The organism is Paraburkholderia sp. GAS38 (assembly GCF_050434965.1).
Lineage (GTDB): Bacteria > Pseudomonadota > Gammaproteobacteria > Burkholderiales > Burkholderiaceae > Paraburkholderia > Paraburkholderia phenazinium_A.
Genome location: NZ_JBNDJO010000008.1, coordinates 196,756 through 220,095, shown reverse-complemented (window position 1 = coordinate 220,095; position 23,340 = coordinate 196,756). Strand labels below are relative to the sequence as shown.

The 23,340-nt window shown below is 61.1% G+C and carries 17 protein-coding genes and 1 tRNA gene; 8 read left to right on the top strand and 10 right to left on the bottom strand.

The annotated features are described in order from the left end of the window. Positions 1-23: 23 nt before the first annotated feature. The 3 genes from P3T42_RS20480 to P3T42_RS20470 form a co-directional block, all read right to left on the bottom strand. The gene (locus P3T42_RS20480; protein WP_429307073.1) at positions 24-890 is read right to left on the bottom strand and encodes a hypothetical protein; all 867 of its coding nucleotides are present in this window, start codon (positions 888-890) and stop codon (positions 24-26) included. Between the two features lie 75 nt (positions 891-965). Further along, positions 966-1,619 (bottom strand): hypothetical protein, encoded by a 654-nt coding sequence (locus P3T42_RS20475; protein WP_429307072.1) that lies wholly within the window; start codon positions 1,617-1,619, stop codon positions 966-968. A 141-nt stretch (positions 1,620-1,760) separates the two neighbouring features. After that, the gene (locus P3T42_RS20470) at positions 1,761-3,218 is read right to left on the bottom strand and encodes an FG-GAP repeat domain-containing protein (RefSeq protein WP_429307071.1); all 1,458 of its coding nucleotides are present in this window, start codon (positions 3,216-3,218) and stop codon (positions 1,761-1,763) included. A 142-nt stretch (positions 3,219-3,360) separates the two neighbouring features. Between P3T42_RS20470 and P3T42_RS20465 the strand changes: the two genes are divergently transcribed. Beyond that, entirely contained in the window at positions 3,361-4,479 is a 1,119-nt protein-coding gene (locus P3T42_RS20465; protein WP_429307070.1) for a helix-turn-helix transcriptional regulator, read from the top strand. Positions 4,480-4,685: 206 nt separating this feature from the next. Here P3T42_RS20465 and P3T42_RS20460 read toward each other — a convergent pair. Continuing rightward, a tRNA-Arg gene (locus tag P3T42_RS20460) sits at positions 4,686-4,760 on the bottom strand. A gap of 357 nt (positions 4,761-5,117) precedes the next feature. Between P3T42_RS20460 and P3T42_RS20455 the strand changes: the two genes are divergently transcribed. Continuing rightward, the gene (locus P3T42_RS20455) at positions 5,118-5,750 is read left to right on the top strand and encodes a DUF1003 domain-containing protein (protein WP_429307069.1); all 633 of its coding nucleotides are present in this window, start codon (positions 5,118-5,120) and stop codon (positions 5,748-5,750) included. A 33-nt stretch (positions 5,751-5,783) separates the two neighbouring features. On the opposite strand, the gene P3T42_RS20450 is transcribed toward P3T42_RS20455, so the two are convergent. Both P3T42_RS20450 and P3T42_RS20445 read right to left on the bottom strand, forming a co-directional pair. After that, complete coding sequence (locus P3T42_RS20450) at positions 5,784-6,206, bottom strand: hypothetical protein (protein WP_083640793.1); 423 nt, start codon at positions 6,204-6,206, stop codon at positions 5,784-5,786. A 315-nt stretch (positions 6,207-6,521) separates the two neighbouring features. Next, positions 6,522-6,707 carry a rubredoxin gene (locus P3T42_RS20445; RefSeq protein WP_074302012.1) on the bottom strand — a complete coding sequence of 62 codons (186 nt, stop codon included), beginning with the start codon at positions 6,705-6,707 and terminating at the stop codon, positions 6,522-6,524. 339 nt (positions 6,708-7,046) lie between these two features. Between P3T42_RS20445 and P3T42_RS20440 the strand changes: the two genes are divergently transcribed. The 4 genes from P3T42_RS20440 (at position 7,047) to P3T42_RS20425 (ending at position 14,469) form a co-directional block, all read left to right on the top strand. After that, a complete protein-coding gene (locus P3T42_RS20440) occupies positions 7,047-8,978 on the top strand; it encodes an ATP-binding cassette domain-containing protein (RefSeq protein WP_074302011.1) in 1,932 nt (643 codons plus the stop codon). Between the two features lie 395 nt (positions 8,979-9,373). Further along, on the top strand, positions 9,374-11,359 hold the full coding sequence (locus tag P3T42_RS20435; RefSeq protein WP_074302010.1) for a DNA topoisomerase IV subunit B: 1,986 nt from the start codon (positions 9,374-9,376) through the stop codon (positions 11,357-11,359). A gap of 67 nt (positions 11,360-11,426) precedes the next feature. Then, positions 11,427-13,751 (top strand): DNA topoisomerase IV subunit A, encoded by a 2,325-nt coding sequence (gene parC / locus P3T42_RS20430; protein WP_429307068.1) that lies wholly within the window; start codon positions 11,427-11,429, stop codon positions 13,749-13,751. Positions 13,752-14,010: 259 nt separating this feature from the next. Then, a complete protein-coding gene (locus P3T42_RS20425; RefSeq protein ID WP_074302008.1) occupies positions 14,011-14,469 on the top strand; it encodes a CopD family protein in 459 nt (152 codons plus the stop codon). Between the two features lie 82 nt (positions 14,470-14,551). Here the strand turns inward: P3T42_RS20425 and P3T42_RS20420 are convergent, their stop codons facing one another. Further along, positions 14,552-15,544 carry a LysR family transcriptional regulator gene (locus P3T42_RS20420; protein ID WP_074302007.1) on the bottom strand — a complete coding sequence of 331 codons (993 nt, stop codon included), beginning with the start codon at positions 15,542-15,544 and terminating at the stop codon, positions 14,552-14,554. 114 nt (positions 15,545-15,658) lie between these two features. Between P3T42_RS20420 and P3T42_RS20415 the strand changes: the two genes are divergently transcribed. Both P3T42_RS20415 and P3T42_RS20410 read left to right on the top strand, forming a co-directional pair. Further along, a complete protein-coding gene (locus tag P3T42_RS20415) occupies positions 15,659-16,969 on the top strand; it encodes an MFS transporter (RefSeq protein WP_429307067.1) in 1,311 nt (436 codons plus the stop codon). 35 nt (positions 16,970-17,004) lie between these two features. Continuing rightward, positions 17,005-18,033, top strand: a complete 1,029-nt coding sequence (locus tag P3T42_RS20410) for a histone deacetylase family protein (RefSeq protein WP_429307066.1) — start codon at positions 17,005-17,007, stop codon at positions 18,031-18,033. A 59-nt stretch (positions 18,034-18,092) separates the two neighbouring features. Here the strand turns inward: P3T42_RS20410 and P3T42_RS20405 are convergent, their stop codons facing one another. The 3 genes from P3T42_RS20405 to P3T42_RS20395 all read right to left on the bottom strand — a co-directional run bounded on the left by P3T42_RS20405 (position 18,093) and on the right by P3T42_RS20395 (position 23,190). Then, the gene (locus P3T42_RS20405) at positions 18,093-19,301 is read right to left on the bottom strand and encodes a chromate transporter (protein WP_074302004.1); all 1,209 of its coding nucleotides are present in this window, start codon (positions 19,299-19,301) and stop codon (positions 18,093-18,095) included. A 152-nt stretch (positions 19,302-19,453) separates the two neighbouring features. Further along, complete coding sequence (locus P3T42_RS20400; RefSeq protein ID WP_074302003.1) at positions 19,454-21,826, bottom strand: bifunctional diguanylate cyclase/phosphodiesterase; 2,373 nt, start codon at positions 21,824-21,826, stop codon at positions 19,454-19,456. A 479-nt stretch (positions 21,827-22,305) separates the two neighbouring features. Further along, positions 22,306-23,190, bottom strand: a complete 885-nt coding sequence (locus P3T42_RS20395) for a PhzF family phenazine biosynthesis protein (protein ID WP_429307065.1) — start codon at positions 23,188-23,190, stop codon at positions 22,306-22,308. Positions 23,191-23,340 lie beyond the last annotated feature (150 nt).

Below are 23,340 nucleotides of genomic sequence, written 5' to 3'. Positions count from 1 at the left end.
TCCATGGGCATCGTGTAAGCGGGCTATTTATAGCACCAACCTGCCACACCGTTTACCACCGCATTTGGATTGGAAATACAAATATTTGAGGAAGATCCACCCTGACCGGGCACATTGGTTGGCGCTGGCCCAAACTGCTGAGTCGGAGCGGAATAGTTTGGTTTTGTTGCAACGCTTGCCGCTGTCGCAGCGGGCAACATTTTTGTGACGACGGGAGCCGCCGCTGCCGCTGCGCGAACACCATTGGCTGCTTGCACTGCCGATAGTCCTTGAGCAGCTCCGCCGAGCACGCTAAGAAATGCCCCCAATATCTGATTGCCGGAAGACGCGCCATCGCCGGAAGATCCATCGTTAGCCTGATTGCTCGAAGACCCACCACCAATCAGCTGATCGAATCTCGCATCGGACTCGGCTGGATCGAAATTTGGATTGGCTTCAGCGTCGTTAAACATCTTTGATACTTCACCGGTATCGTCGCTGGTCCCTTTTTCTTCGCTGTTATCCTTTTTGCTATCGTCCTTTGTTGCATAGGTTTGGCAGCTATCAATCGACACAGATTGACTTGCAATTGTCGTCGTACCAAAAATTTGCTCGACTACGGTGCTTTTATGATCGAAAACGGATAGGTACGGCGTCGAGTCGACATAGAAAGTGACCTTTGAACATTCGCCGCCCGAGCTTGTTACCTTAACTTCAGCAGCAGAGTTAACCTTGTTCGGATCATTTCTAACATTCTGCAGCACGTAGTTCGCCGTGCAAGTACCTACGATCTTATCGAAATCGCAGGATTGAGCATCGGCGATTACCGGCCAAAGAAGGGAAGAAAAAATCATTGCTAAGAGCGTTTTGTTCATTTTATTTTTCTTCAGTTGCTTGGGAAGTTCTTGCAAAGTCCCAATATCGTCAGGGTCTAGGCGCTTTGCTACATGAACTTCCGCAAATTGTTTAGATCCGGCGTTGCCACGCTAAGGATGATGCGGCTCGCATTGACCGTGTTCTGCAGCATCCGCGTTGCAGAGAACGTATTTCAATTCGTTGCTTCGCGGATTGGTGTCCGTAGTAGTTGCGATCATCACCTCGTTGCCAGCACCCACCGGACCAAACGATGCAGCGGTTGAGTCAGTGCAACTATGGAGTTGGCTATGTATAAAACAAAACTGACCAACAATCGGAATACCGCAATGGTTCTCCACGAGAATTGAATCACCTTCAACCTTCAGGGCCAGGCATCGCCCGCGCGGAGCCTGATAATGAACATTACTTTCCTTGGATTGAGCTTTCGTGTTGGCCGCTGATGGGTTTGCATTATTTGACGCGGAAACTTGAGGGTTTTGCAGTTGGTTTAATGCCTCTGCATACGCTGAGGCAAAGCAAGAATCAAAGGCTCGCTCGCTTGGAGGACTTCCGTTTGAATCAGCATTCGATGTGAGTTCATTATATTGCTGCACCCAGAATTGAAGTAATTTTATGTTTTTTGATTGTACTATTTTCTGAAATTGCTGATTGGCGCTGGGCCACTGAACCGGATATGGCGTCCCCGCTTCTTCACATACTGCATGGGCAGAATTCATGGCGAATGAGTAGGATGAAATTAATATAGCTAATCTCAGAAATTTCATGTTCGGTCTCATCTTAAGGTTAGGGGTAGAAATAAAGCGTGAGTCCCGATATAGTTCTCGTCGCATGTCCAATTACGGCTCGTCGGTGGTTGACGTCCAAAAGGCGGCCAACACGAGCCGAATTTTTTAAGGGCCGATTAGTTACTGCGGGACAGAAACCCCGTAACTAGAGTTCAAACTATCGATATTTTCTTGATATGGGATGATCCAGTTGAGCCACGACCAGCCATTCGAAAAATCAGAAATGCCAGTCCAGATCGTGGAATTCATCTGGTAATTGGTACCACTATCTTTTTCGATATCGCTGAACCCATAGAGAGGTGTACTTGAGGTCGACGTTGCACCATCGTTCACGTGGACGCTGGTCGTATAAATCGCACCATTCACAAAAAGTACATCCAGCGCTTGTTGATATTGCTGGTTATACGGCAGCGTTGTGATGTTCAATTCCGAGTAGGTGTTGTCATCATTGTTATGGAAAATCGTCGGAGCCCAGTTGCCTTGTGTTCCATCCGGTGCCAGGCCGATGAGGAAAAGATCGTATTTTCCAATATTCTTTAAATCGATCAGTTCCGCATCGTAAATGTTGGCATTGCAACCATTACACGATGACGCAGGCGCTTGTAGCGGAATCTGGCCGTAACCATATGGAATAACAGTGGGTAGCCGGGTGAAGTTCTGGCTAAAGGTCCCATCACCATTATTCACGAGAAAATACGGGGTGTGTTGAATGGACGTATCAGTTATGACAATGTCGGCAAAGCCCTTTCCGCCGAAATCAGCAGCTGACGCACCATGGGCATAGGCCGTATATGCAAGAGTCACGTTCTTATAGGTACCGTCTGGCTGACTGAGCAACACGTGCGATTGCTCGCCTGGAAACGGAGCGGCATCAAAACCAGTGCAGGAAAAAAAGACATCGGGCTTCCCATCACCATTGAAGTCGGCAACGATTGCCTTTCGCGGATGCAGGCAGCCAGTGGTGTTCGACAAAATGTCGGCCGTGTGATCGACCCATGTGCCGTTTACATTCTTGTAGAAGTGAATCTGTCCGTAGTCGGTCGATGTTGATGGATCATTCACATTGTACAAAAGCGAGTGCGTCACCATCGAATAGGTGCCGTCTTGAAAAAAGTCGGCAAACGCGACCGCATTTCCGCTCGCTACTTCTGATGGAAGAGGTTGCGGGCCAATCGCCGCCGCTGCCGTAATTTTGTTCAGGTACGAAGTGGCCTGCACGGGGATAGGTACGGCAAGCGTCGTTGATTGGGTAGTCTGTCCACCAGAGCCAGAACAAGTCAACGTATATGTTTCAGCGCCACCGGAGGCTGCGGTTTCTGTCGCCGTTCCCGATGTGGCCTGCGCGCCTGTCCATGCACCAGACGCCGTGCACGATGTGGTGTTCGTTGAAGACCAGGTGAGCGTTGAGCTTTGGCCAACAGCGATCTTCGGTTGGCTGAATGTCATGGTGATCGAGGGCGCAGGCGTGGACCCACCCCCTCCTCCGCAAGCACCAAGAATCGTAAGGGAAAATAAGGTTGCGGCTATCCGTGCGAAGCCCGTTTTGAAATAATTCTGAATGGTATTTTTAAGGTTCATGACTTCTACTCCGGATTATCTTCGGCGGATCGTAGTGACAGCCCAAGGTAACTTGACTCAAGCTGGCCTGCATCCCCAAAATGGGGGATAGATTGGGGGGATCCGCTGAGCGGCATTACCCCTCATCACTCGGGGAGATTTCATGAAAGAGACGGCCGACAGGGTGATTGCGGCGCTCTACACGGCTGCCGTCGACCCAACTCAGTGGGATGCGGCACTTGGGGCATTGACGTCCCTCGCTGACGGGCGGGCTGCCAACTGTTTTGTGCACGACGCAACGACAAACAACTTTCTTGAATATCGTTTCGCAGGGTACGGGCCGAACTGGGCGCGGGATTACGCCAGCCACTACCACCGTCTCGACCTCGCTCGAGGCGTCTTGTTGGCGAGGGCTGCCGGAGCGATGTATCCCATGCATCGTTACGTGCCTGACGCTGCTGTGGAACGCAGCGAGTACTATCAGGATTTTTATATTCGGGAGGGACTCCGCTATTCGTGCGGCGGAACGTTACTTGATGGAAACAGGCGTCTTATTTTGGCCGTGCATCGTCCGGTAGGCCACCAGCCGTATGAGGATGAGACGGTCGGCGAACTGCAACGGGTGCTGAATCATTTGCCCGGCGTATTCCGCGTGCGAGATATCACCGCGCAGACCGACAATAGTTCGTTGATCACGACTGCCGCACTTGATGCGCTACCACGCGCCGTTCTCATTGTCGATTGCGGACTGGATATTCAGTATCTGAATGGGGCAGCGAGGTCGCTCTTGCGTTCGTCCACGGAGATCAATGTCCGGGCCAACCGCTTGACACTATCCGAGCAGAGAATTACTCAGCAACTGACGCATCAGGTTCAGTTCGCCTGCTTAAAAAGTTCGACGTCGGAAACAGCGCCACTCTATGTGCCTGGAGCAAGCGGTCTGTGTTCGCTAGAGATTCAGATCGTACCGTTAAGCGCTCAGCTCGCGGCCGGGATTGCTCGCCCCCAACCACTGGCTATGCTGCTGCTACGCCAACCGTTCCGCAAAGTCGAATGGCCTCGCTCAACCAGCCGCCCATTCGCCCTGTCGCATGCGGAAATGGCGGTTGTCTCAGCAATGGTCGAAGGACTTACGCCCACAGAGTACGCGACGCGCAGAGGCGTGCAGATCAGCACTGTGCGCAGTCAGATTAAATCCATTCTCGCCAAAACAGGCACCCGCCGAATAGCGGAAGTCGCCGCGTTGTTCACGGCAATCGATATTCCGGTGACAAGTGCATAGCGAACTGCCGTCTTAAACGATTGAGGCAATGATCAACGGACGATTTGTCGCCAGTTCTTCGAGCCGTTCAATACAGCTTGCCACCTGATCGCGATCTGTGGGGAATGCCACGAACTGTCTTTGGACGTTGCCGGAAATGAAAACCCCCGCAAAGCTTGGCTTGGCGGGGTTTCGGGGATTTCTTTGGACTTCGTTGGATCGTTTTGTGGTCCCCCCGACAGGAATCGAACCTGTATCTAGCGCTTAGGAGGCACTTGTTCTATCCATTGAACTACGGGGAGATAGACCATCAACAGAGCGGGCAGAAACCTATTCAACAGTTCGCGTGACCTGACTCCGTGGGCGTTTGCGGCTTTTCTGCTTCGTCCTAAGCGAAGCGCCGCCATGAACCGCAGTTTACCGCCGTCTCCACAGCACTTTGTCAGAAAGTGCTGCTGCGGCGTCTACCGTTGCCGCGACGGGGAAAACCATGGCTTGAATCCTGCCAGTAGGCAGTCGCTGGCGAGCCCAAGGCGCAAGCGAGCGCAGAGTATAGCAAAAACACCCGAAGTCAAAGGGTGCGCCACCACGTTCCGCCACCGCGAGCCACTGTCATTTAGCAGCTATGAAGCGATGCTACCCTCAACCCAACGTCGCCCGTGCCCACCCAGCGACGCTGCGGTTTCTTTCGCGAAAGCCGCTCCGCCCGCGGCTCCATCCCCACCTTTGATCAAGAGGTCACCATCATGAGCGACGCGAATAACGCCCCACGTCCCCAGCGGAATACGAAGGCCGATCATCATTACCGGTTCCACATGCCGCATGTCCATCTGGGCTCGGTGTTCGGCGACGACTGGTTCGCGCTGAAGGCCGAGAGCTTCGCGCGCTTCTTTGGAACACCGACTTTCCTGATTGCGCAGACGCTGATTGTTGCCGTCTGGATTGCCGTGAACATGTTGGGCTTTACCAAGTTCGACGTTTATCCGTTCATTCTTTTGAATCTCGCTTTCAGCCTTCAGGCGGCCTACGCTGCACCGCTGATTCTGCTGGCGCAAACCCGCCAGGCGGATCGCGACAAGGCGCATTCCGATGCCGACGCACGCCATCGCGAAGACATCGCGACGGCAAACGAGCAGCGCCAGGCGTTGGCGGCGAAACAGACCGAGCAGCTTGTGGTACTGCTTGAACAGAACACGCAACTCACTGCTCTGACAAAGCAGATGAGCGAGCGTATCGAAGCATTGACGCTTGAATTGCACAGTCAGCTGGCACGACGCGACGCAAGTACGTAAAAGCTTCTGTGGCTTCATGCAAGAGCGGCGTGCTTAAGGCTGGGTATCTGGCGACGCAGCGGGGTTACCAGCAGGCACGCTGGAATCCGTACGATCCGGTTGGCTGTCCTGACGTCGCCCTTCCCCAAGCGCGAGCCGCTCCATAGGCAGCGTCGTTGCGTCGTCGATGGCATCCACGTAACTGAAGCGATAGCGGGCATAGGTGGCCTGCAACCGCCCGAAGCCGTGGCAAAAGTCGTCGTGCACCACAGGCCTGAAGCTGAAGCCCAGCGGATAGTGCGCGTGTTCGAAGCATGTTTGCGACGGGTCCGGACCATAGAGCGCGTCGTCGAAGATGTAATCCTCGGTGGTCTCAAGATCACATGACGTCACCGCGAACGCGCAAATTACCGCAACAAGAAGCATCCCAACTATTGGTGCGCGCATATCGAATTGAGTCGTAGTGGTATCGGCCAATACAGACTCATGCAGGACAACAAAGTTTTTTGACAGCACCTTACCGGGTGTTTTCTGCGTGGCAGTGGCCGGCCCTTTCGAAGAGCGGTTGCGACGTCTATGCAGTCACTGATGAACGCGCAGAACAAAGCCATTCGTGCCTACGAAGCGCGGCGCACCCCGGGCGCCGGCCGCGACGGCTATCACGACCGTTAAGGCCGTTACGACCGTAACCTCCAAAAACAAAACGGCCCAGCAGACACCAGGCCTGCCGGGCCGTTCAGATCAACGCGCACCGCCACCCTCAGGCCGCGCGCCGTCCTCTACAGCGTCGCTTCAGAACTCCACAACCGCGAATTCCGCCTTACCCACATCGCACAGCGGGCAGCGCCAGTCTTCCGGGATGGCGGCGAAGCGCGTGCCTGCCGCGATGCCTTCTTCCGGCAGACCGTCTTCTTCGTTGTAGATCCAGCCGCAAATCAGGCAGACCCAGCTTTTGTACTCAACAATGACTTCGCTCACGACACACTCTTTTTCAGTTCAGCGACAACAATCCGCGCAGTCTGCCCCTTTTTGGGGCGCGCGGCGACCCGCAATATTACCGGAATTTGACAAAGCGCCCATGTGGGCCAATGCCGCGGCGCCGCACGCCGTCACGGAACCCGCACGGTCACATAGCGTCACCACGTGGCCGGTTCGCGGGCGAGAGCCGGGCCCGCAGCCTCGCGTCAAACGCCTGCATGCCCGACAGGGCCAGCGCCCCGGCCTTTCGGCCTATATCTTCCGGCATCCAGGCATCCGCCCGCGCGCCCGGTACAATGAGCGGTTCCGGCTCATTGCTGTCTTCTCTTCCAAATCTCCATGTCGCTTTACACCATTACCGGGGCGCAACTGGCGTTCGGTCACGTCGCGTTGCTCGATCACGCGGATTTCTCTCTCGAAGCGGGCGAGCGCGTCGGGCTGATCGGTCGCAATGGCGCGGGCAAGTCGTCGCTGCTGAAGATCGTCGCCGATCTGAGCAAGCCTGACGACGGCCTCGTCACGCGTCAGCAGGGCCTGACTTCGGTCTACGTGCCGCAAGAGCCGGAGTTCGATACGGACGACACGGTGTTCGACGCCGTCGCCGCCGGCCTCACGCACGCCCGCGCGCTGCTGGATGAATACGACGTGGTCGCCAACCAGCTTGCCGACGAACCCGAAGGCCCGGCGCACGACGCGCTCATGTCGCGCATGAACACGCTGCAATCGGCGCTGGACCATTCGGACGCCTGGAACTGGAGCACGCGCGTGGCCACCACGCTGCAGCAGATCGGCCTGAACGGCGAGGCGCGGGTCGGCTCGCTGTCGGGCGGCATGCAAAAGCGCGTGGCGCTGGCGCGGGCGCTGGTCGTGCAGCCGGACGTGCTGCTGCTGGACGAACCCACCAACCACCTTGACTTCGACGGCATCCGCTGGCTCGAAGATTTACTGGTGTCGCTGCGCGCCGGGCTGCTGTTTATTACCCACGATCGCGCGTTTCTGGACCGCGTCGCCACCCGCATCGTCGAACTGGATCGCGGCCGCCTGCTGTCGTATCCGGGCAATTTCAGCGCCTACCAGACCCGCAAGGCGCAGCAGCTCGAAGTCGAGCAGGTGGAGGCGGCCAAGTTCGACAAGCTGCTGGCACAGGAAGAAGTGTGGATTCGCAAGGGCGTGGAAGCGCGCCGCACGCGCAGCGTTGGCCGGATTGCGCGGCTCGTGCAGATGCGCAACGAGCGCGCCGAGCGTCGCAACGTGCAGGGCAACGTCAAGCTGGACGTGGGGCAGGGCGAGAAGTCCGGCAAGATCGTCGCCGAACTGACGGATGTGACCAAGCGCTACGGTTCGCGCACGGTGGTGGACAACTTCACCGCCACGGTCATGCGCGGCGACAAGATCGGTTTTGTCGGCCCGAACGGCGCGGGTAAGACCACGCTGCTGAAGATGATCCTCGGCGAGTTGCAGCCGGACGACGGCACGGTGCGCATCGGCACCAATCTGCAGGTCGCGTATTTCGACCAGATGCGCGCGCAACTGGATCTGGACAAGAGTCTTGCCGATACCATCAGCCCGGGCAGCGAATGGGTCGAAGTCAACGGCCAGAAGAAGCACGTGATGAGCTATCTCGGCGACTTCCTGTTCGCGCCGGAGCGCGCGCGTTCGCCGGTCAAGTCGCTCTCGGGCGGCGAGCGCAACCGTCTGCTGCTGGCGCGTCTGTTCGCGCGGCCGGCCAACGTGCTGGTGCTCGACGAACCCACCAACGACCTCGACATCCCGACGCTCGAACTGCTCGAAGAACTGCTCACGGAGTACGACGGCACGGTACTGCTGGTCAGCCACGATCGCGCGTTTCTGGATAACGTCGCGACTTCGGTGATCGCGTCGGAAGGCGGCGGCAAGTGGCGCGAGTACGTCGGCGGCTTTACCGACTGGCAGATCCAGCGCGACCGCTCGCAACAGATGGCGCAGGACGCGCAAAAGGAAGCCGCCAAGGAAGTGGCGTCGAAAGACAGCGGCGGCGCGGCGGCAGCCCGCACTACGCCGCGTGCGGCCAAGTTGTCGTTCAAGGAGCAGCGCGAACTGGATGCGTTGCCGGCACAGATCGCCGCGCTCGAAGCCGAGCAAAAGACGATAGGCGCGCAACTCGAAGATGGTTCGATCTTCGCGAAGGATGCGGCGGAAGGCACGCGGCTGACGGCGCGCTACGCGGCGATCGACGAGGAGTTGCTGGTGGCGATGGAACGGTGGGACGAGCTGGAGAGCCGGCGGAAGTAAGCGGTGAGCGCGGCCGGAATGGCCGCGTGCTCGGCTTACCCCTGTTTCAGACTTAGAGGTAGCTGCCGGAGACCGGGTAGCTCGCGTTGCAGGGTTTGCCCCTCCGCCCCCCCACCAAATGGCCGATCGGACATCCGGCAAATTGCTCCCCGTATCGAAATCAGTAAAATACCCCGCGAACAGGCTTCCTGCGGCGTTCGCACCGGCTTACCGCCCATCGAGCGGCACGTCGGGCGCGCCAAGAGGAAGCCAGGCCACAAAAAAGTTTGCCCGCCGTGCGGGCACCCCACCCACCCCGTTGTTTCGTTTCGCTTTTTTTGAAAACTCAACGCATTGTCCACGGACCTGTCCACAGGACCTGTGGACAACGATGAACCGACGGACCCGAGTAAGCCATGTCTACGAAAAAGCCAAACGCCGCGTATAGCGAAGCGTCGATCAAGGTGTTGAAGGGCCTGGAGCCGGTCAAGCAACGGCCCGGCATGTACACCCGCACCGAGAATCCGCTGCACATCATTCAGGAAGTCATCGACAACGCCTCGGACGAAGCCCTCGGTGGCTACGGCCGGCAGATCACGGTCACGCTGCATGCGGACCAGTCGGTGTCGGTGGACGACGACGGCCGGGGGATTCCCTTCGGCCTGCATCCCGAAGAGGGCGTGCCGGTCGTCGAAATCGTCTTCACCCGCCTGCACGCAGGCGGCAAGTTCGACAAGGCCGCCGGCGGCGCCTACACGTTCTCGGGCGGTCTGCACGGCGTGGGCGTGTCGGTCACCAACGCGCTGTCCACGCGCCTCGACGTCACCGTCTGGCGCGACGGCAAGGTCGCCGAACTGGGTTTCGCCAACGGCGACGTGGCCAAACAGCTCCAGGTACGCCCGGCCGCCCGAGGCGAGAAGAAATCCGGTACCCGCGTCACCGCCTGGGCCAATCCGAAATACTTCGACTCGCCCAACCTGCCGCTCGGCGAACTGCAGCGTCTGCTGCGCTCGAAGGCGGTGTTGTTGCCGGGCGTCGAAGTCACGCTGATCAACGAGAAAACCGGCGAGAGCCAGACCTGGAAGTACGAAGACGGTCTGCGCGGCTATCTGCTCGAAGGCATGAACGGCAGCGACCTGCTGATTCCGCTCTTCGAAGGCGAACGCTACGCCGAGAACTCGCGCTCGAACGAAGAAACCTTCGCGGAAGGCGAGGGCGCCGCCTGGGTGGTGGCGTGGAGCGAAGAGGGTGCGCTCACGCGCGAGTCCTACGTCAACCTGATTCCGACGCCCGCGGGCGGCACGCACGAATCCGGCTTGCGCGACGGTCTGTTCCAGGCGGTCAAGAGCTTCGTCGAGTTGCATAATCTGCAGCCAAAGGGTGTGAAGCTGCTCGCGGAAGACGTGTTCGCGCGCGTCTCGTTCGTGCTGTCGGCGAAGGTGCTCGATCCGCAGTTTCAAGGGCAGATCAAGGAGCGTCTGAATAGCCGCGACGCAGTGAAACTGGTGTCGTCGTTCGCGCGTCCGGCGCTCGAGTTGTGGCTCAACCAGCACGTCGAGCATGGCAAGAAACTCGCGGATCTCGTCATCAAGCAGGCGCAGGCTCGCACGCGCGCCGGCCAGAAAGTGGAGAAGCGCAAGAGCTCGGGCGTGGCCGTTTTGCCGGGCAAGCTGACCGACTGCGAATCCACGGATATCGCGCGCAACGAACTGTTCCTCGTCGAGGGCGACTCGGCCGGCGGCTCCGCCAAGATGGGCCGCGACAAGGAATACCAGGCCATCCTGCCGCTGCGCGGCAAGGTGCTGAACACGTGGGAAACCGAGCGCGACCGCCTGTTCGCCAACAACGAAGTGCACGACATTTCGGTGGCGATCGGCGTCGATCCGCACAGCCCCGACGATCATATCGATCTGTCCAATCTGCGCTACGGCAAGATCTGCATTCTTTCGGACGCGGACGTCGACGGTTCGCACATCCAGGTACTGTTGCTGACGTTGTTCTTCAAGCACTTCCCGCAACTGATCGAACGCGGTCATGTGTGCGTGGCGCGTCCGCCGCTGTTCCGCGTCGATGCACCGGCACGCGGCAAGAAGCCCGCGCAGAAGCTCTACGCGCTGGACGACGGCGAGCTCGAAGCGATCCTCGACAAACTGCGCAAGGACGGCGTGCGCGAGACACAGTGGGCCATCAGCCGCTTCAAAGGTCTCGGCGAAATGAGCGCGGAGCAGTTGTGGGACACCACAATGAACCCGGACACGCGGCGTCTGTCGCCGGTTGCGCTGGGCGAGCTCGACTACGACGCCACGGTCGCACGCATGACCATGCTGATGGGCAAGGGCGAAGCGGCTTCGCGGCGCAGCTGGCTCGAAGAAAAGGGTAACGAAGTCGAAGCGGATATCTGAGCTGAGCGCCTCTACCAGGCCTGCTCGCGCAGCGTTCCTTCACGCCACATACGGATACGGAATCTAGATGGACGACAACACGCCTGATCTTTTCACCGAGGCGCCGGCGCCCGGCGACTCCCTGACGCTTGGCAACTACGCCGAGCGCGCCTATCTCGACTACGCGGTGAGCGTCGTCAAGGGTCGCGCGCTGCCGGACGTCTGCGACGGCCAGAAGCCGGTGCAGCGGCGCATCCTGTTCGCCATGAACGACATGGGCCTCTCCGACAACGCCAAGCCGGTGAAATCGGCGCGCGTGGTCGGTGACGTGCTAGGTAAGTACCACCCGCACGGCGACCAGTCGGCATACGACGCGCTGGTGCGTCTCGCGCAAGACTTTTCGATGCGCTATCCGCTGATCGACGGCCAGGGCAATTTCGGTTCGCGCGACGGCGACGGCGCTGCGGCCATGCGGTACACCGAAGCGCGCCTGACGCCGATCGCCAAGCTGCTGCTCGACGAGATCGACCAGGGCACGGTCGATTTCATGGCGAACTACGACGGCTCGGAGCAGGAGCCGCGGCAACTGCCCGCGCGTTTGCCGTTCGTGCTGCTGAACGGCGCCTCGGGCATCGCAGTGGGTCTGGCTACGGAAATCCCGTCGCACAACCTGCGCGAAGTCGCGTCCGCAGCGGTGGCGATGATCCGCAACGAGCATATCCAGCACGCCGAGCTGATGCAGCACATCGCGGGGCCGGATTTCCCGGGTGGCGGCCAGATCATTTCGAGCGAAGCGGAAATCTCCGCGGCTTACGAAAGCGGCCGTGGCACGTTGAAGGTGCGGGCGCGCTGGAAGATCGAAGACCTGGCGCGCGGTCAGTGGCAACTGGTCATCACCGAACTGCCGCCGAACACGGCCGCGCAGAAGGTGCTCGAAGAAATCGAAGAGCAGACCAATCCGAAGATCAAGCTCGGCAAGAAGACGCTCACGCCCGAACAACTGCAGACGAAGCAGACCATGCTCGCCCTGCTCGACGCCGTGCGCGACGAATCGGGCCGTGATGCGCCGGTACGCCTCGTATTCGAACCGAAGTCGAGCCGCATCGATCAGACCGAGTTCGTCAACACGCTGCTCGCGCATACGAGTCTTGAGTCGAACGCATCGCTCAATCTCGTGATGGTCGGCGGCGATGGCCGGCCGTGTCAGAAGAGCTTGCGCGACATGCTGAGCGAGTGGGTCGCGTTCCGCAAGGCCACGGTCACGCGCCGCACGCGCCATCGCTTGACCAAAGTGAACGACCGGATTCACATCCTCGAAGGCCGGATGATCGTCTTCTTGAATATCGACGAAGTCATCCGCATCATCCGTGAGTCGGATGAGCCGAAGGCCGCGCTGATCTCGGCATTCAGCCTCTCCGATCGCCAGGCCGAAGACATTCTTGAAATCCGTTTGCGTCAGTTGGCGCGGCTGGAAAAGATCAAGATCGAGAAGGAACTCACGGAACTGCGCGACGAGAAGGCCAAGCTCGAAGAACTGCTCGGCAGCGAATCGGCGCTGAAGCGCTTGCTCATCAAGGAAATCGAAGGTGACGCGAAGCAATACGGCGACGAGCGCCGCACGCTGATCCAGCAGGAAAAGCGCGCCACTTTCGAAGCCCGCGTGGTCGACGAACCGGTCACGGTGGTGATGTCGCAAAGGGGTTGGGTGCGCGCGCTGAAGGGTCATGGGCTCGATCCGGCCGGCTTCACCTTCAAGGCGGGCGACGCACTTTACGCGGCGTTCCAGTGCCGCACGCCCGATACGCTGATTGCGTGGGGCAGCAACGGGCGCGTCTATTCGGTCGCGGTGGCGCTGCTGCCGGGCGGCCGCGGCGACGGCGTGCCGGTTACCTCGCTGATCGAGCTCGAGTCGGGCAGCCACCTGATGCACTACTTCGCCGCGCCGGCTGATCAGGCCTTGCTGCTGGCATCGAGCAACGGCTTCGGCTTTATCGCCAAGGTGGGCGACATGGTGAGCCGCGTGAAGGCCGGCAAGTCCTTCATGACCATCGACGAAGGCGCGACGCCGCTCGTGCCGATGCCGATGCTGCCGGACGCGACCCACGTCGCCTGTCTGTCGGGCGGCGGCCGTCTGCTGGTATTCGGTCTCGACGAGATGAAGACGCTCTCGGGCGGCGGCCGCGGCGTCACGCTGATGGCGCTCGACGACAAGGAAGCGTTGACCCAGGCGCTGGCCATCGGCAAAGCGGGCGTGGTCCTGCTCGGTACCGGTCGAGCCGGCAAAGCGTATGAAGAAACGCTGAGCGGCGCGGCACTCACGCCGCATATCGGCAAGCGTGCCCGCAAGGGCCGCGCGCCGGACACGAAGCTGAAGGTGTTCGAAATGCGGCCCGTGCTGCCCGTCGCGAAGTAAGTCGCAGTACCGCGTGCGGGGCCTTTAACCACAGGCTGCGCACGCGGCAGGCAGCAAATTCGGGGATCGGCGCGCGGCGCAGCGCGCCGGCACAATCAATAAAACGATGGCATGAGCGATGAACTGCGGAACTGCGCGAACAACGTGTGGTCGAATGCGGTCATTAGCCGCGTCGGGCAAGGCTTTGATCCGCGTCGTTTAGGGGTCCAACCTGTCCGTCGACGAGCGGCACGCCCCATCATCGAGAGAGGAAAACAACATGACCAAAGCCGTCGAGCTCGCGCTCTTTTTGCATTTGCTGGGTGTGGCCGTGTGGGTCGGCGGGATGGTCTTTGCGCATTTTTGCCTGCGCCCGGCGCTCGCCGACCTCTCGCCGCAACTGCGCCTGCCGCTGTGGGAATCGGTGTTTGGGCGCTTCTTCAACTGGGTCGCCGCTTCGGTGATCATCATTCTGCTGACGGGCGGCTTCATGCTGACGCAGTTCGGCGGCGCCCACGCGTCGTGGCAACTGCATGCCATGGCGGGTCTCGGCATCGTGATGATGCTGATCTTCGGGCATATCCGCTTCGCGGTGTTTCCGCGTATCCGCCGCGCCGTGCAGGCGCAGAACTGGCCGGACGGCGCACGGGCGGTTGGAACCGTACGGCGCCTGGTCGTTGTCAATCTGGTGCTGGGTGTGGTGACGATCGGCGTGTCCGTTCTGTCCGGCGGGGTCTAGGCCACGCGCCGCAGCGCGTTGCGTGCCATGAGACGCGCCGCATCATGCCTCGCCAAGAAACGCCGCTGCCAAGCGGCGTTTTTCACATCCGCGCCGCCGCCGTTGGCGTTTGAGCCATCGGCCCCACAAGCCGCTCCGCCAGCGAATAGCGCTGCATGCACCGCTCCATGCTGTCGAGAAACGCGTGATCGGCCGCGTTCATCTTGCGGTCGCGATGCCACAGCAGATGCACGTCGACATCCGCGAGGCCTTCTTCCGGCGGCAGGCGCCAGAGCCGCTGCTGGGCGAGATCGTCGCGCACGATATGCTCCGGCAGACAGCCGACGCCATACCCCGCGAAGATCAGCCGCCGCACTTCGTCGAGGCTCGGCGACGACGCCACGATGCGCCCCGTGAAGCCCTTCTGGTCGCGAAACACGGTGAGCGGCGAGAGGCTGTCGCCGATCTGGTCGCTGGTGAACGAGACGAAATTCTCCGTCAGCAGGTCCTCCATCGTCAGTTGCGACTTGCCGAACAGGCGATGGTGGCGTCCGCAGAAAATCGCATAGCGCTGGCGCAGGAAGCAGCGCATTTCCAGCTTGTCCATCGGGGTGCGGCACAGGCTCAGGCCGGCTGTCGCCGTCTTCTGCAGCAGCGAGGAGATGATGTCCGACGAGCGCATCACTTCGATCTGCAGATCGATGCGCGGATAGGTGCGGTGAAACTCGGCGAGGAATTCGTCGTAGACCGGCGAGTCGATCCGGCTCACGCTCAGGAGGCGGATCGAACCGGTAATGTCCTCGGTGCGGTCGTCGAGCTCGGTCTCCAGCCGGGAAATGTTGCCGTAGATGTCGCTCGCGATCCGGTAGACCTCTTCGCCCGCCTGGGTGGGCACGAAATGCGGGCCACGCCGCTCGATCAGCTTGCGCTGGAGGGTGTCTTCGAGCCGCTTGAGCGCCTGGCTCACGGCGGGCTGCGTGACGTACAAACGGGCCGCCGCGCGGCTTACGCTGCGCTCCTGCATGATCACAAGGTAGGTGCGCAGCAGGTTCCAGTCGAGCCGGTCGTTCAGAAAGCGGGTGATTTCGGCGCGCATGGGAGCCTTGTTCCTGGATGGGTATTAGCCAGATTTATGCGGGGAATAATAACGCGAAATTTGACTAATGTTTTATGGCTGCCGATAAATGACCCCATCAGCCAAGGAGCCAGCATGAACCTACCTGCAATGTCCGCCCGCCAACCGGCGCGCGCAGCGACGGCCGCGTTTATCGGCACCATGATCGAGTGGTACGACTTCTACATCTACGCCACGGCGGCCGCGCTCGTATTCGGCGCGCTGTATTTCCCGTCGCACGATCCGTTTGTCAGCACGATGGCGTCGTTCGCCACCTTTGCGGTCGGCTTTTTTGCTCGTCCGATCGGTGGGCTCGTGTTCGGCCACCTCGGCGACCGGATCGGCCGCAAGAAGGCGCTGATGACCACGCTGATGATGATGGGCATTGCGACCGTCTGTGTCGGGCTGCTGCCGGACTTCTCGAAGGTCGGCGTGCTCGCGCCGGTCCTGCTGGTGCTGCTGCGCGTCGTGCAGGGCATCGCCGTGGGCGGCGAATGGGGCGGGGCGGTGCTGATGGCCGGCGAACACGCACCGCAAGGACGGCGCACGTTTTTCGCTTCGTTCGCGCAGTTGGGCAGCCCGGCGGGACTCATCCTGTCGCTGGTGGCGTTTCGCGCCGTGACCTCGCTCGACAAGGCCGACTTTCTGTCGTGGGGCTGGCGCCTGCCGTTTCTCGCGAGCTCGGTGCTGCTGGTGGTCGGCATCCTGATCCGGATGGGCGTCAACGAATCGCCGGAATTTGCCCAGATCAAGGAAGCGAACAAGACCGTCAAGCTGCCGGTTGCCGAAGTGTTCAGTTCAGCCTGGCGACTCGTGCTGCTGTGCATCGGCGCCAATACCATCGGCATTGCTGGTGTCTATTTCACCAACACCTTCATGATCGCCTACACGACGCAGTACGTCGGCGTCACCCGCTCGCTGATTCTCGATTGCCTGTTCGCGGTCGCGATCATCCAGTTGTGCGCGCAACCGGTGGCCGCGTGGCTCGCCGAGCGCATCGGCAGTGCGCGCTTTCTGAAGTTCGCCGCGCTCGCTGCGATGCTCTCGCCGTATCCGATGTTCGTGCTGGTGCAGAGCGGCAGCGTCGTGCCGATGGTGATCGGCATTGCCATCGCGGTGGTCTGCATGGCGAGCTTCTATTCGGTGATCGCGGGCTTCGTGAGCGGCGTGTTTCCGACGCGCGTGCGCTATTCGGCGATCTCGCTGTCGTATCAGGTATGCGGTGCGGTCGCGGGCGGCCTCACGCCGCTGGTCGGCACCTATCTCGCGCATCGCTTCGTCGGTCAGTGGTGGCCGCTTGCCGTGTTTTACACGTGTCTGGCTGCTGTTTCCCTGCTGTGCATCGTTGCGCTCGACGCGCGACGTTCGCAACGCGCCGACGCGAGCGAAGCGCTGCACGCAAGCTGAGCAAGAACGAACACCGGTAATACCAAGGAATCCGCATGAAAACGTTTTTCCATCCCGAACAACTGCTGCATCATCCGCGCAGCTATCTGTCGCGTGGGCAAATGCGGGCGCCGCAGGAAGTGCCCGAGCGCGCGACGCGCCTCGTCAACGCCGTGAAGGCCCTCGACTTCGACGTGCGCGAGCCGGCCGATTTCGGCACCGCCGCCATCGCTGCGGTTCACGACATGAACTACCTGCGCTTTCTCGAAGAGGCGCACGCCGCGTGGAAGCAGATCCCCGACGACTGGGGCGACGAGGTCATGTCGAACATCTACGTGCGCGAGCCGAACCCGCTGCGCGGCGTGCTGGCCCAGGCCGCCCGTTATCAGGCAGACGGCAGTTGCCCGATCGGCGAGCATACGTGGCGCGCCGCTTACTGGTCGGCGCAAAGCGCGCTGGCTGCCGCGGCGGTGGTCAACGACGGCGGACGCGAGAGCTACGCGCTGTGCCGGCCGCCCGGCCATCACGCGCGCGCCGATGCGGCGGGGGGCTTCTGCTACCTGAACAACGCGGCCATTGCGGCACAGGCGCTGCGCAAGCAATATCGGCGCGTCGCGATTCTCGACGCCGACATGCACCACGGCCAGGGCGTGCAGGAAATCTTTTACGGCCGCGACGACGTGCTGTATGTCTCGATTCACGGCGACCCGACCAATTTCTATCCGGTCGTGACAGGCCATGAGGATGAGCGCGGTGCGGGCTCCGGCGACGGCTTCAACGTCAACTTCCCGATGCCGCATGGCTCGTCAGAAGACGTGTTCTTCGAACGGGTCGACGACGCATTGCGCGTACTGAAGCGTTTCGAGCCGGACGTGCTGGTGCTGGCGCTCGGCTTCGATATCTACAAGGACGATCCGCAATCGAAGGTGGCGGTTACCACCGCAGGCTTCGGCCGTTTGGGTGCGGCGATCGGCGCGCTGGATTTGCCTTCGGTGATCGTTCAGGAGGGCGGCTATCACCTGGAGAGTCTCGAGGCGAATGCACAGGCTTTCTTTGGCGGCTTCGCAGCGGCGCGCTCGCGTTAACCACCGGTAGCCATGCTCCAGGTAGCGGATAGCGTGAGACGCAGCCCGCTGCCTGACTTTCAACCCATCGCCGCATACGCCAGCCACAGCCCGCACACGCCGGCCACCGTCCCATAGACGATGTACACCGGCACCTTGAGCTTGGCGAAGCACATGCACGAGAACAGCGCGGTCACCAGATACTGCGGCTGCAACGGCACGCGCTGGGCGATGCGCAGCACGGCGACCGCGAGAAACGCTGTTGTCACCGCGCGCAGAATCCGCATGCCGTGCTCGAAGCGCGGATTGGCCTTCAGTTGATGCAGATTGCGCTGCGCCAATACGACGAGGCAACCCGAAGGCACAAATAGCGCGAGCGTCGCGATCAAGGCACCCACCCAGCCATCGACGAGGTAGCCGAAGAACGGCACCACGTTCAGGAGCGGCCCGGGCGAGAGCGGCGAAAGCGAAAACGCCAGCGTGAAGTCGTTATCGGACACGCCGATTCCAGGCGTGACGAACAGCGCCTTGAGTACCGGCAGCGCGGAGAAGCCGCCACCGAACAGCGTCATGCCTGCCCCCGCCAGCCGCGGCCACAGCAGCGCGAGTTCGTAGCGGTGCGGCAGCGGAATGGCGAACAGCGCCAGCAGCACGCACAGCGCTGTCATCAGTTGCAGGTCGCTGCGCGCAATCGAAATCTTGAGCCGCACCTGGCGGGAGGGACTGTTGAACCAGCCGACCGCGAACGCCACCCCGAGCATGGCCACGTAAGCGGCCGGGCTGCGCGCATAGGCCAGCGTGAGACAACCGAGCAGCGCCGCGACCCATTCCAGCTTGCCGCGCACGAGCGCGCGCGTCTGCTTGTACCAGGTTACGCCGATCAGCGTGCCCAGCACGACGCTGAAGTGATTGAGCAGCGTTTGCGAAGCCACGGCGCGCACGAACGGCGTGCGGTAGAAGATCGCGAACAGCGTCATCAGCATGAAGAAGGGCAGCACACTGGCGACGCCCGCGACCCACGCGCCGGACCGTCCACGTAGCGCATGCCCCACCTGCACGGCGACGTTGCAGCCCACCGGTCCGGGCACCATCCATGCCAGCGCGATCAGATCGGAGAAGGCGACCCGCGACAAACGGCCTTCGCGTTCGACATAGTGATTTTCGAGTTGCGCCATCAGCGCGAGACCGCCCCACGACAGCGCCGACAGGCCGCACACGACCCGGAACAGCGTCCATAGCGGTTCCCGCTCACCTCGTCGAATAGCGTCCTGGCTGCTTATCATGTACATGACAGTCTGCACGCCGGGCACGCCGGACGTGCTGATATTGAGAGGCCGTTTCGTTATCGTATGCGCCCTGCGTGGCCGGGAAGGCGCGTGGAATGCTTCAGTACTCTTGAATATATCCGGTTTTGCGAGTGCGCGTCGTGATGCGGACGCGTTTATGCGGATTGTCCGCTGTTTGACGTGGCGCCGGCGCCGGCGTTGTCCGCGGCCGGTTCGCGCGCGCCGCGCCGCTCAGCCATGCCGCATACGCCGAAGCGTTCGAGCAGCGCCGGAATGGCGTCGACGGGAACAGGGCGCGAGAACAGGAAGCCTTGCGCTTCGATATGGCCGAGCGCTGCGAGCCAGGCGATCTGTTCTTCCGTTTCGGTGCCTTCGACCACCACGGTGAGGCCGAGCGAGCGCGCGAGGTTGACGATGGCCGTGACCATCACGCAGACGCTGCGGTCGCCGGGAATCGCCTGCACGAACGAGCGATCCACCTTCAGCGTATCCACCGAGAAACGGTTCAGGTACGACAACGAGGAGTAGCCGGTACCGAAGTCGTCCAGGGCGATGCGCACGCCCAGACGCTTGAGCGCGAAGATCTTCTCCGATACGAGCTCCGGGTACTCCATCATCGCGGTCTCGGTAATTTCGAGTTCGAGGCGGCGCGCGGAGATGCCGGTTTCCTCGATCGCATGCGAAATGGTTTCGTAGAGGTCGCCGCGCCAGAACTGCACGGCCGAGATGTTCACCGCCAGCGACAGCGTGTCGTAGCCCTGCTGTTGCCACACCGCGAGCTGGCGGCAGGCGGTCTCGATCACGAAGTCGCCGATCGGCACGATCAGGCCGGTCGATTCGGCCACCGGAATGAATTCGTTAGCGGGAATCAGGCCATGCTGCGGATGATTCCAGCGCACCAGCGCTTCGAAGCCGGTGATGCAGCGGCGCGTGAGATCGATCTTCGGCTGGTAGGCGAGAAACAGTTGCCCTTCGGCGAGCGCCACGCGCAGTTGCTGTTCCCACTTCATCAGGTGATCGGCGCGATGCGAGAGTTGCGGCGAGTAGAACTGGTAGCAGTTCTTGCCGGCGTCCTTCGCGCTGTACATCGCGAGATCGGCTTTTTTCAGCAGGTCGATTTCGCTTTCGTTCGGCACGGAGTAGAGCGCAATGCCGATGCTCGCATGCAGCACGAAGGCACTGCCTCGCACTTCGAACGGCTTGGCGAAGACTTCGGCCGCCGCTTCCGCGAGATCGACGGCGCGCTTCTCGACTTCGTCGCCCTTGATCACCACCACGAACTCGTCGCCGCCGATGCGGCTCAACGCACCGCCGTCGCCGATCGCATCGGCGAGGCGCGAGGCCGTCATCTGCAGGACGATGTCGCCTGCATTGTGGCCGAGCGTGTCGTTGACGGTCTTGAAGTTGTCCAGATCGATAAACAGGATGGCGAGCCGGCCCAGGTTGGCCGGGTTGGCGACGTCGTGGCGCAGGCTCTGCAGCGTCGCATAGCGGTTGCGCAGGCCGGTCAGCAGATCGTATTCGACCAGATGCGTCATCTCGCGCTCGCGGCCGAGCAGCTTGCCGATCAGGCCGGTGGCGACCGCGAAGAAGCTGAGCATGGCGAGCGAGATGAAGCCCGCCATCAGCAGATAGACGTTGCGCGTGTGGTTGTAGTCGGCGAACTCTTCGGCTTGCGACAAGCCCACCAGCACGCCGAGCGGATAGCCGTCGATATGCCGGTACGAGAAGATGCGCGTGACGTTGTCGATCGAATCGACGTAGGTGCCCGAGACGTGCTCCGAGGTCGGATACGAGCCGCTTGCGGAGAACTTGCTGCTGGCGGAGTCGGAGTTGCCGGTGCGGCGCGCGAGCACGGTGCCGTTGTCCGAGATCACCGCAATCACACCGTCGCGGCCGATCGCCGCGTTGTTATAGAAGTCGCTGGTGAAGTAGCTCGGGTCTTCCGAGACCACCACCACGCCCGCAAACGAGCCGTCCTGGTGATTCAGCCGGCGCGTCATCTGCAGCGTCCATTGCCCTGAGACGCGGCCGAGCACCGGCTTGCTGATGTAGAGGTTGTCGTCGTTCTCGTGCTCGTGGACCTTGAAGTGCTCGCGGTCGGACAAGTCGATCTGCTTCGGGTTCTGTTCGGCCGTGTTGGAAACCAGAATGCCGTGTTCGTCGATGATCGACACCTGGACCAGGGTGTCGCTCTGCACGACACCTTTTTCAACCGTGCTGGCGAGGTCGAAATGGTCGGGGGTCTTCTCGAACTCGTATTTGACGAAGCGCGTGATCTGGTCGACCTGATGGATCGCCTTGACCGTATGTTGTTCGAGTGCGGCCGAGAGGATCGCGGCGGAGGCCATGGCCTCGCGCGAGGTGGCGTCTTTCTCGACCGACAGGCGCGCGAAAATCACCGTCCATAGCAGGATCAGCACCAGCACGCCGAGTGCGGGAATGGCGAGCAACGCGCGACGGCGCGGCACAACCGTATCCGGGCGGTGCCTTGCATCGCGCGCAGCAAAGAGGCGGTGCTGACTCATCGGGAAGACCGCGCCCGTGTGCCATGGCGCAGCGGCTTCGTGTACATCGACTGCGCTGGTTTCGAGAGTGGCTGCATGGTGAGCGGGGTGCCGAGACTGCTGCGCAGGAGGAAAGAGCGTGGCGTCGTGCCAGACCATCCGTGGGTCATCGAATACCGTTCGATATTACTGAATGCCACTCGATTAAGGAAGAGCCCATGCTGCGGGTATACGCGCGCCTGACCAGGCATGCGCGGCGCATGATTTTCCCATGTGCGGCAGCCACGGCCAGAGCCGCGCCGTATGGGCGTTTTCGAAGGATTCGTCGAGTCGAAGCCGGCCTCTGTGCCCGGCTGCAGCCGAACCTGCTTACATCCGTGCGACATCGAGTTGTCCTGACGAGGCGTTTTGTGGACAAGCGGGGTTCAAATGGGCAATCGACGCGCACGGGTTTTTTGCATGCAATGTGCGCGGCGCTCGTTACTGCCCGGCTTCGTGCGTTAGGGCAGTCTAAACGTGCCGTCGACCACTGTGACCGAAGCGCCGCCTATCCATGTCTTTCCTGCTGCGTCGTCATAGCTCACGGACACCTGGCCTGCCCGGCCAATGGCCGTGCCCTGGCGTACGGTGTATGCAAGGCCCGGGCGCCGTTGCTGCGCGCTCAGCAATCCGGCGAGCGCAGCGTTCGCACTGCCCGTGACCGGATCTTCGCCGACTCCGAGATTGCCGCCCACCATCAGGCAGCGTACTTCGAACGTGGCGGGACCGTCGGCGTCGTGCGGACCGTAGACGGCGACGCCATGCGTGCCGACCGCTTCGACGACACGTGCGAGGGTGTCGGCATCCGGCTTGATGGCGAGACACGCTGCCGCCGACTTGACCCGCACGACAAGCCACGGTGCACCGTTATCGATGCCGCAGGGTGGGGCCGTGAAATCGATGGCGTCGCTTTGCAGTGCCTCGGCGAGCGTTGCGTACCAGTCTGCCGGCAAGGGCGTGACGCGTGCAGGCGGTGCGGCGAAGGCCCATGCGCCGCCTTCCTGAGCGCGCAGTTCGACGAGGCCGGCGCCGCATTGCTGAAGCAGTTTGCCGGGCACCTTGGGCTGATAGCCGCTTTCGAGCAGTGCGTGAGCCGTGCCCAGCGTGGGATGCCCCGCGAACGGCAATTCGCCGTGGGTGGTGAAGATGCGCACGTGGTAGTCCGCGGCCGGCTCGCTCGGCTTTACGAGGAAGGTGGTCTCCGACAGATTCGTCCAGCGGGCGATGGCCTGCATCTGGGCGTCGTCGAGGCCGTCTGCGTCGAATACGACGGCCAGCGGATTGCCCTTGAACGGCACCGCAGTGAAGACGTCGACTTGTTTGAAGCGGACAGTGCGAGCGGACATGGGACTCGTTAGCAATTGAGTGGCACGACGCGCCGATTCTACTGTGGGATTGGGTTCCAGCCACCGGCGGCGAATTATTTTTTGTGGAGTTTTTGAGTGTTTTTATTGGCCTGATTGACTCAAGGCGGAATAACGTTATTAAAAAAATGT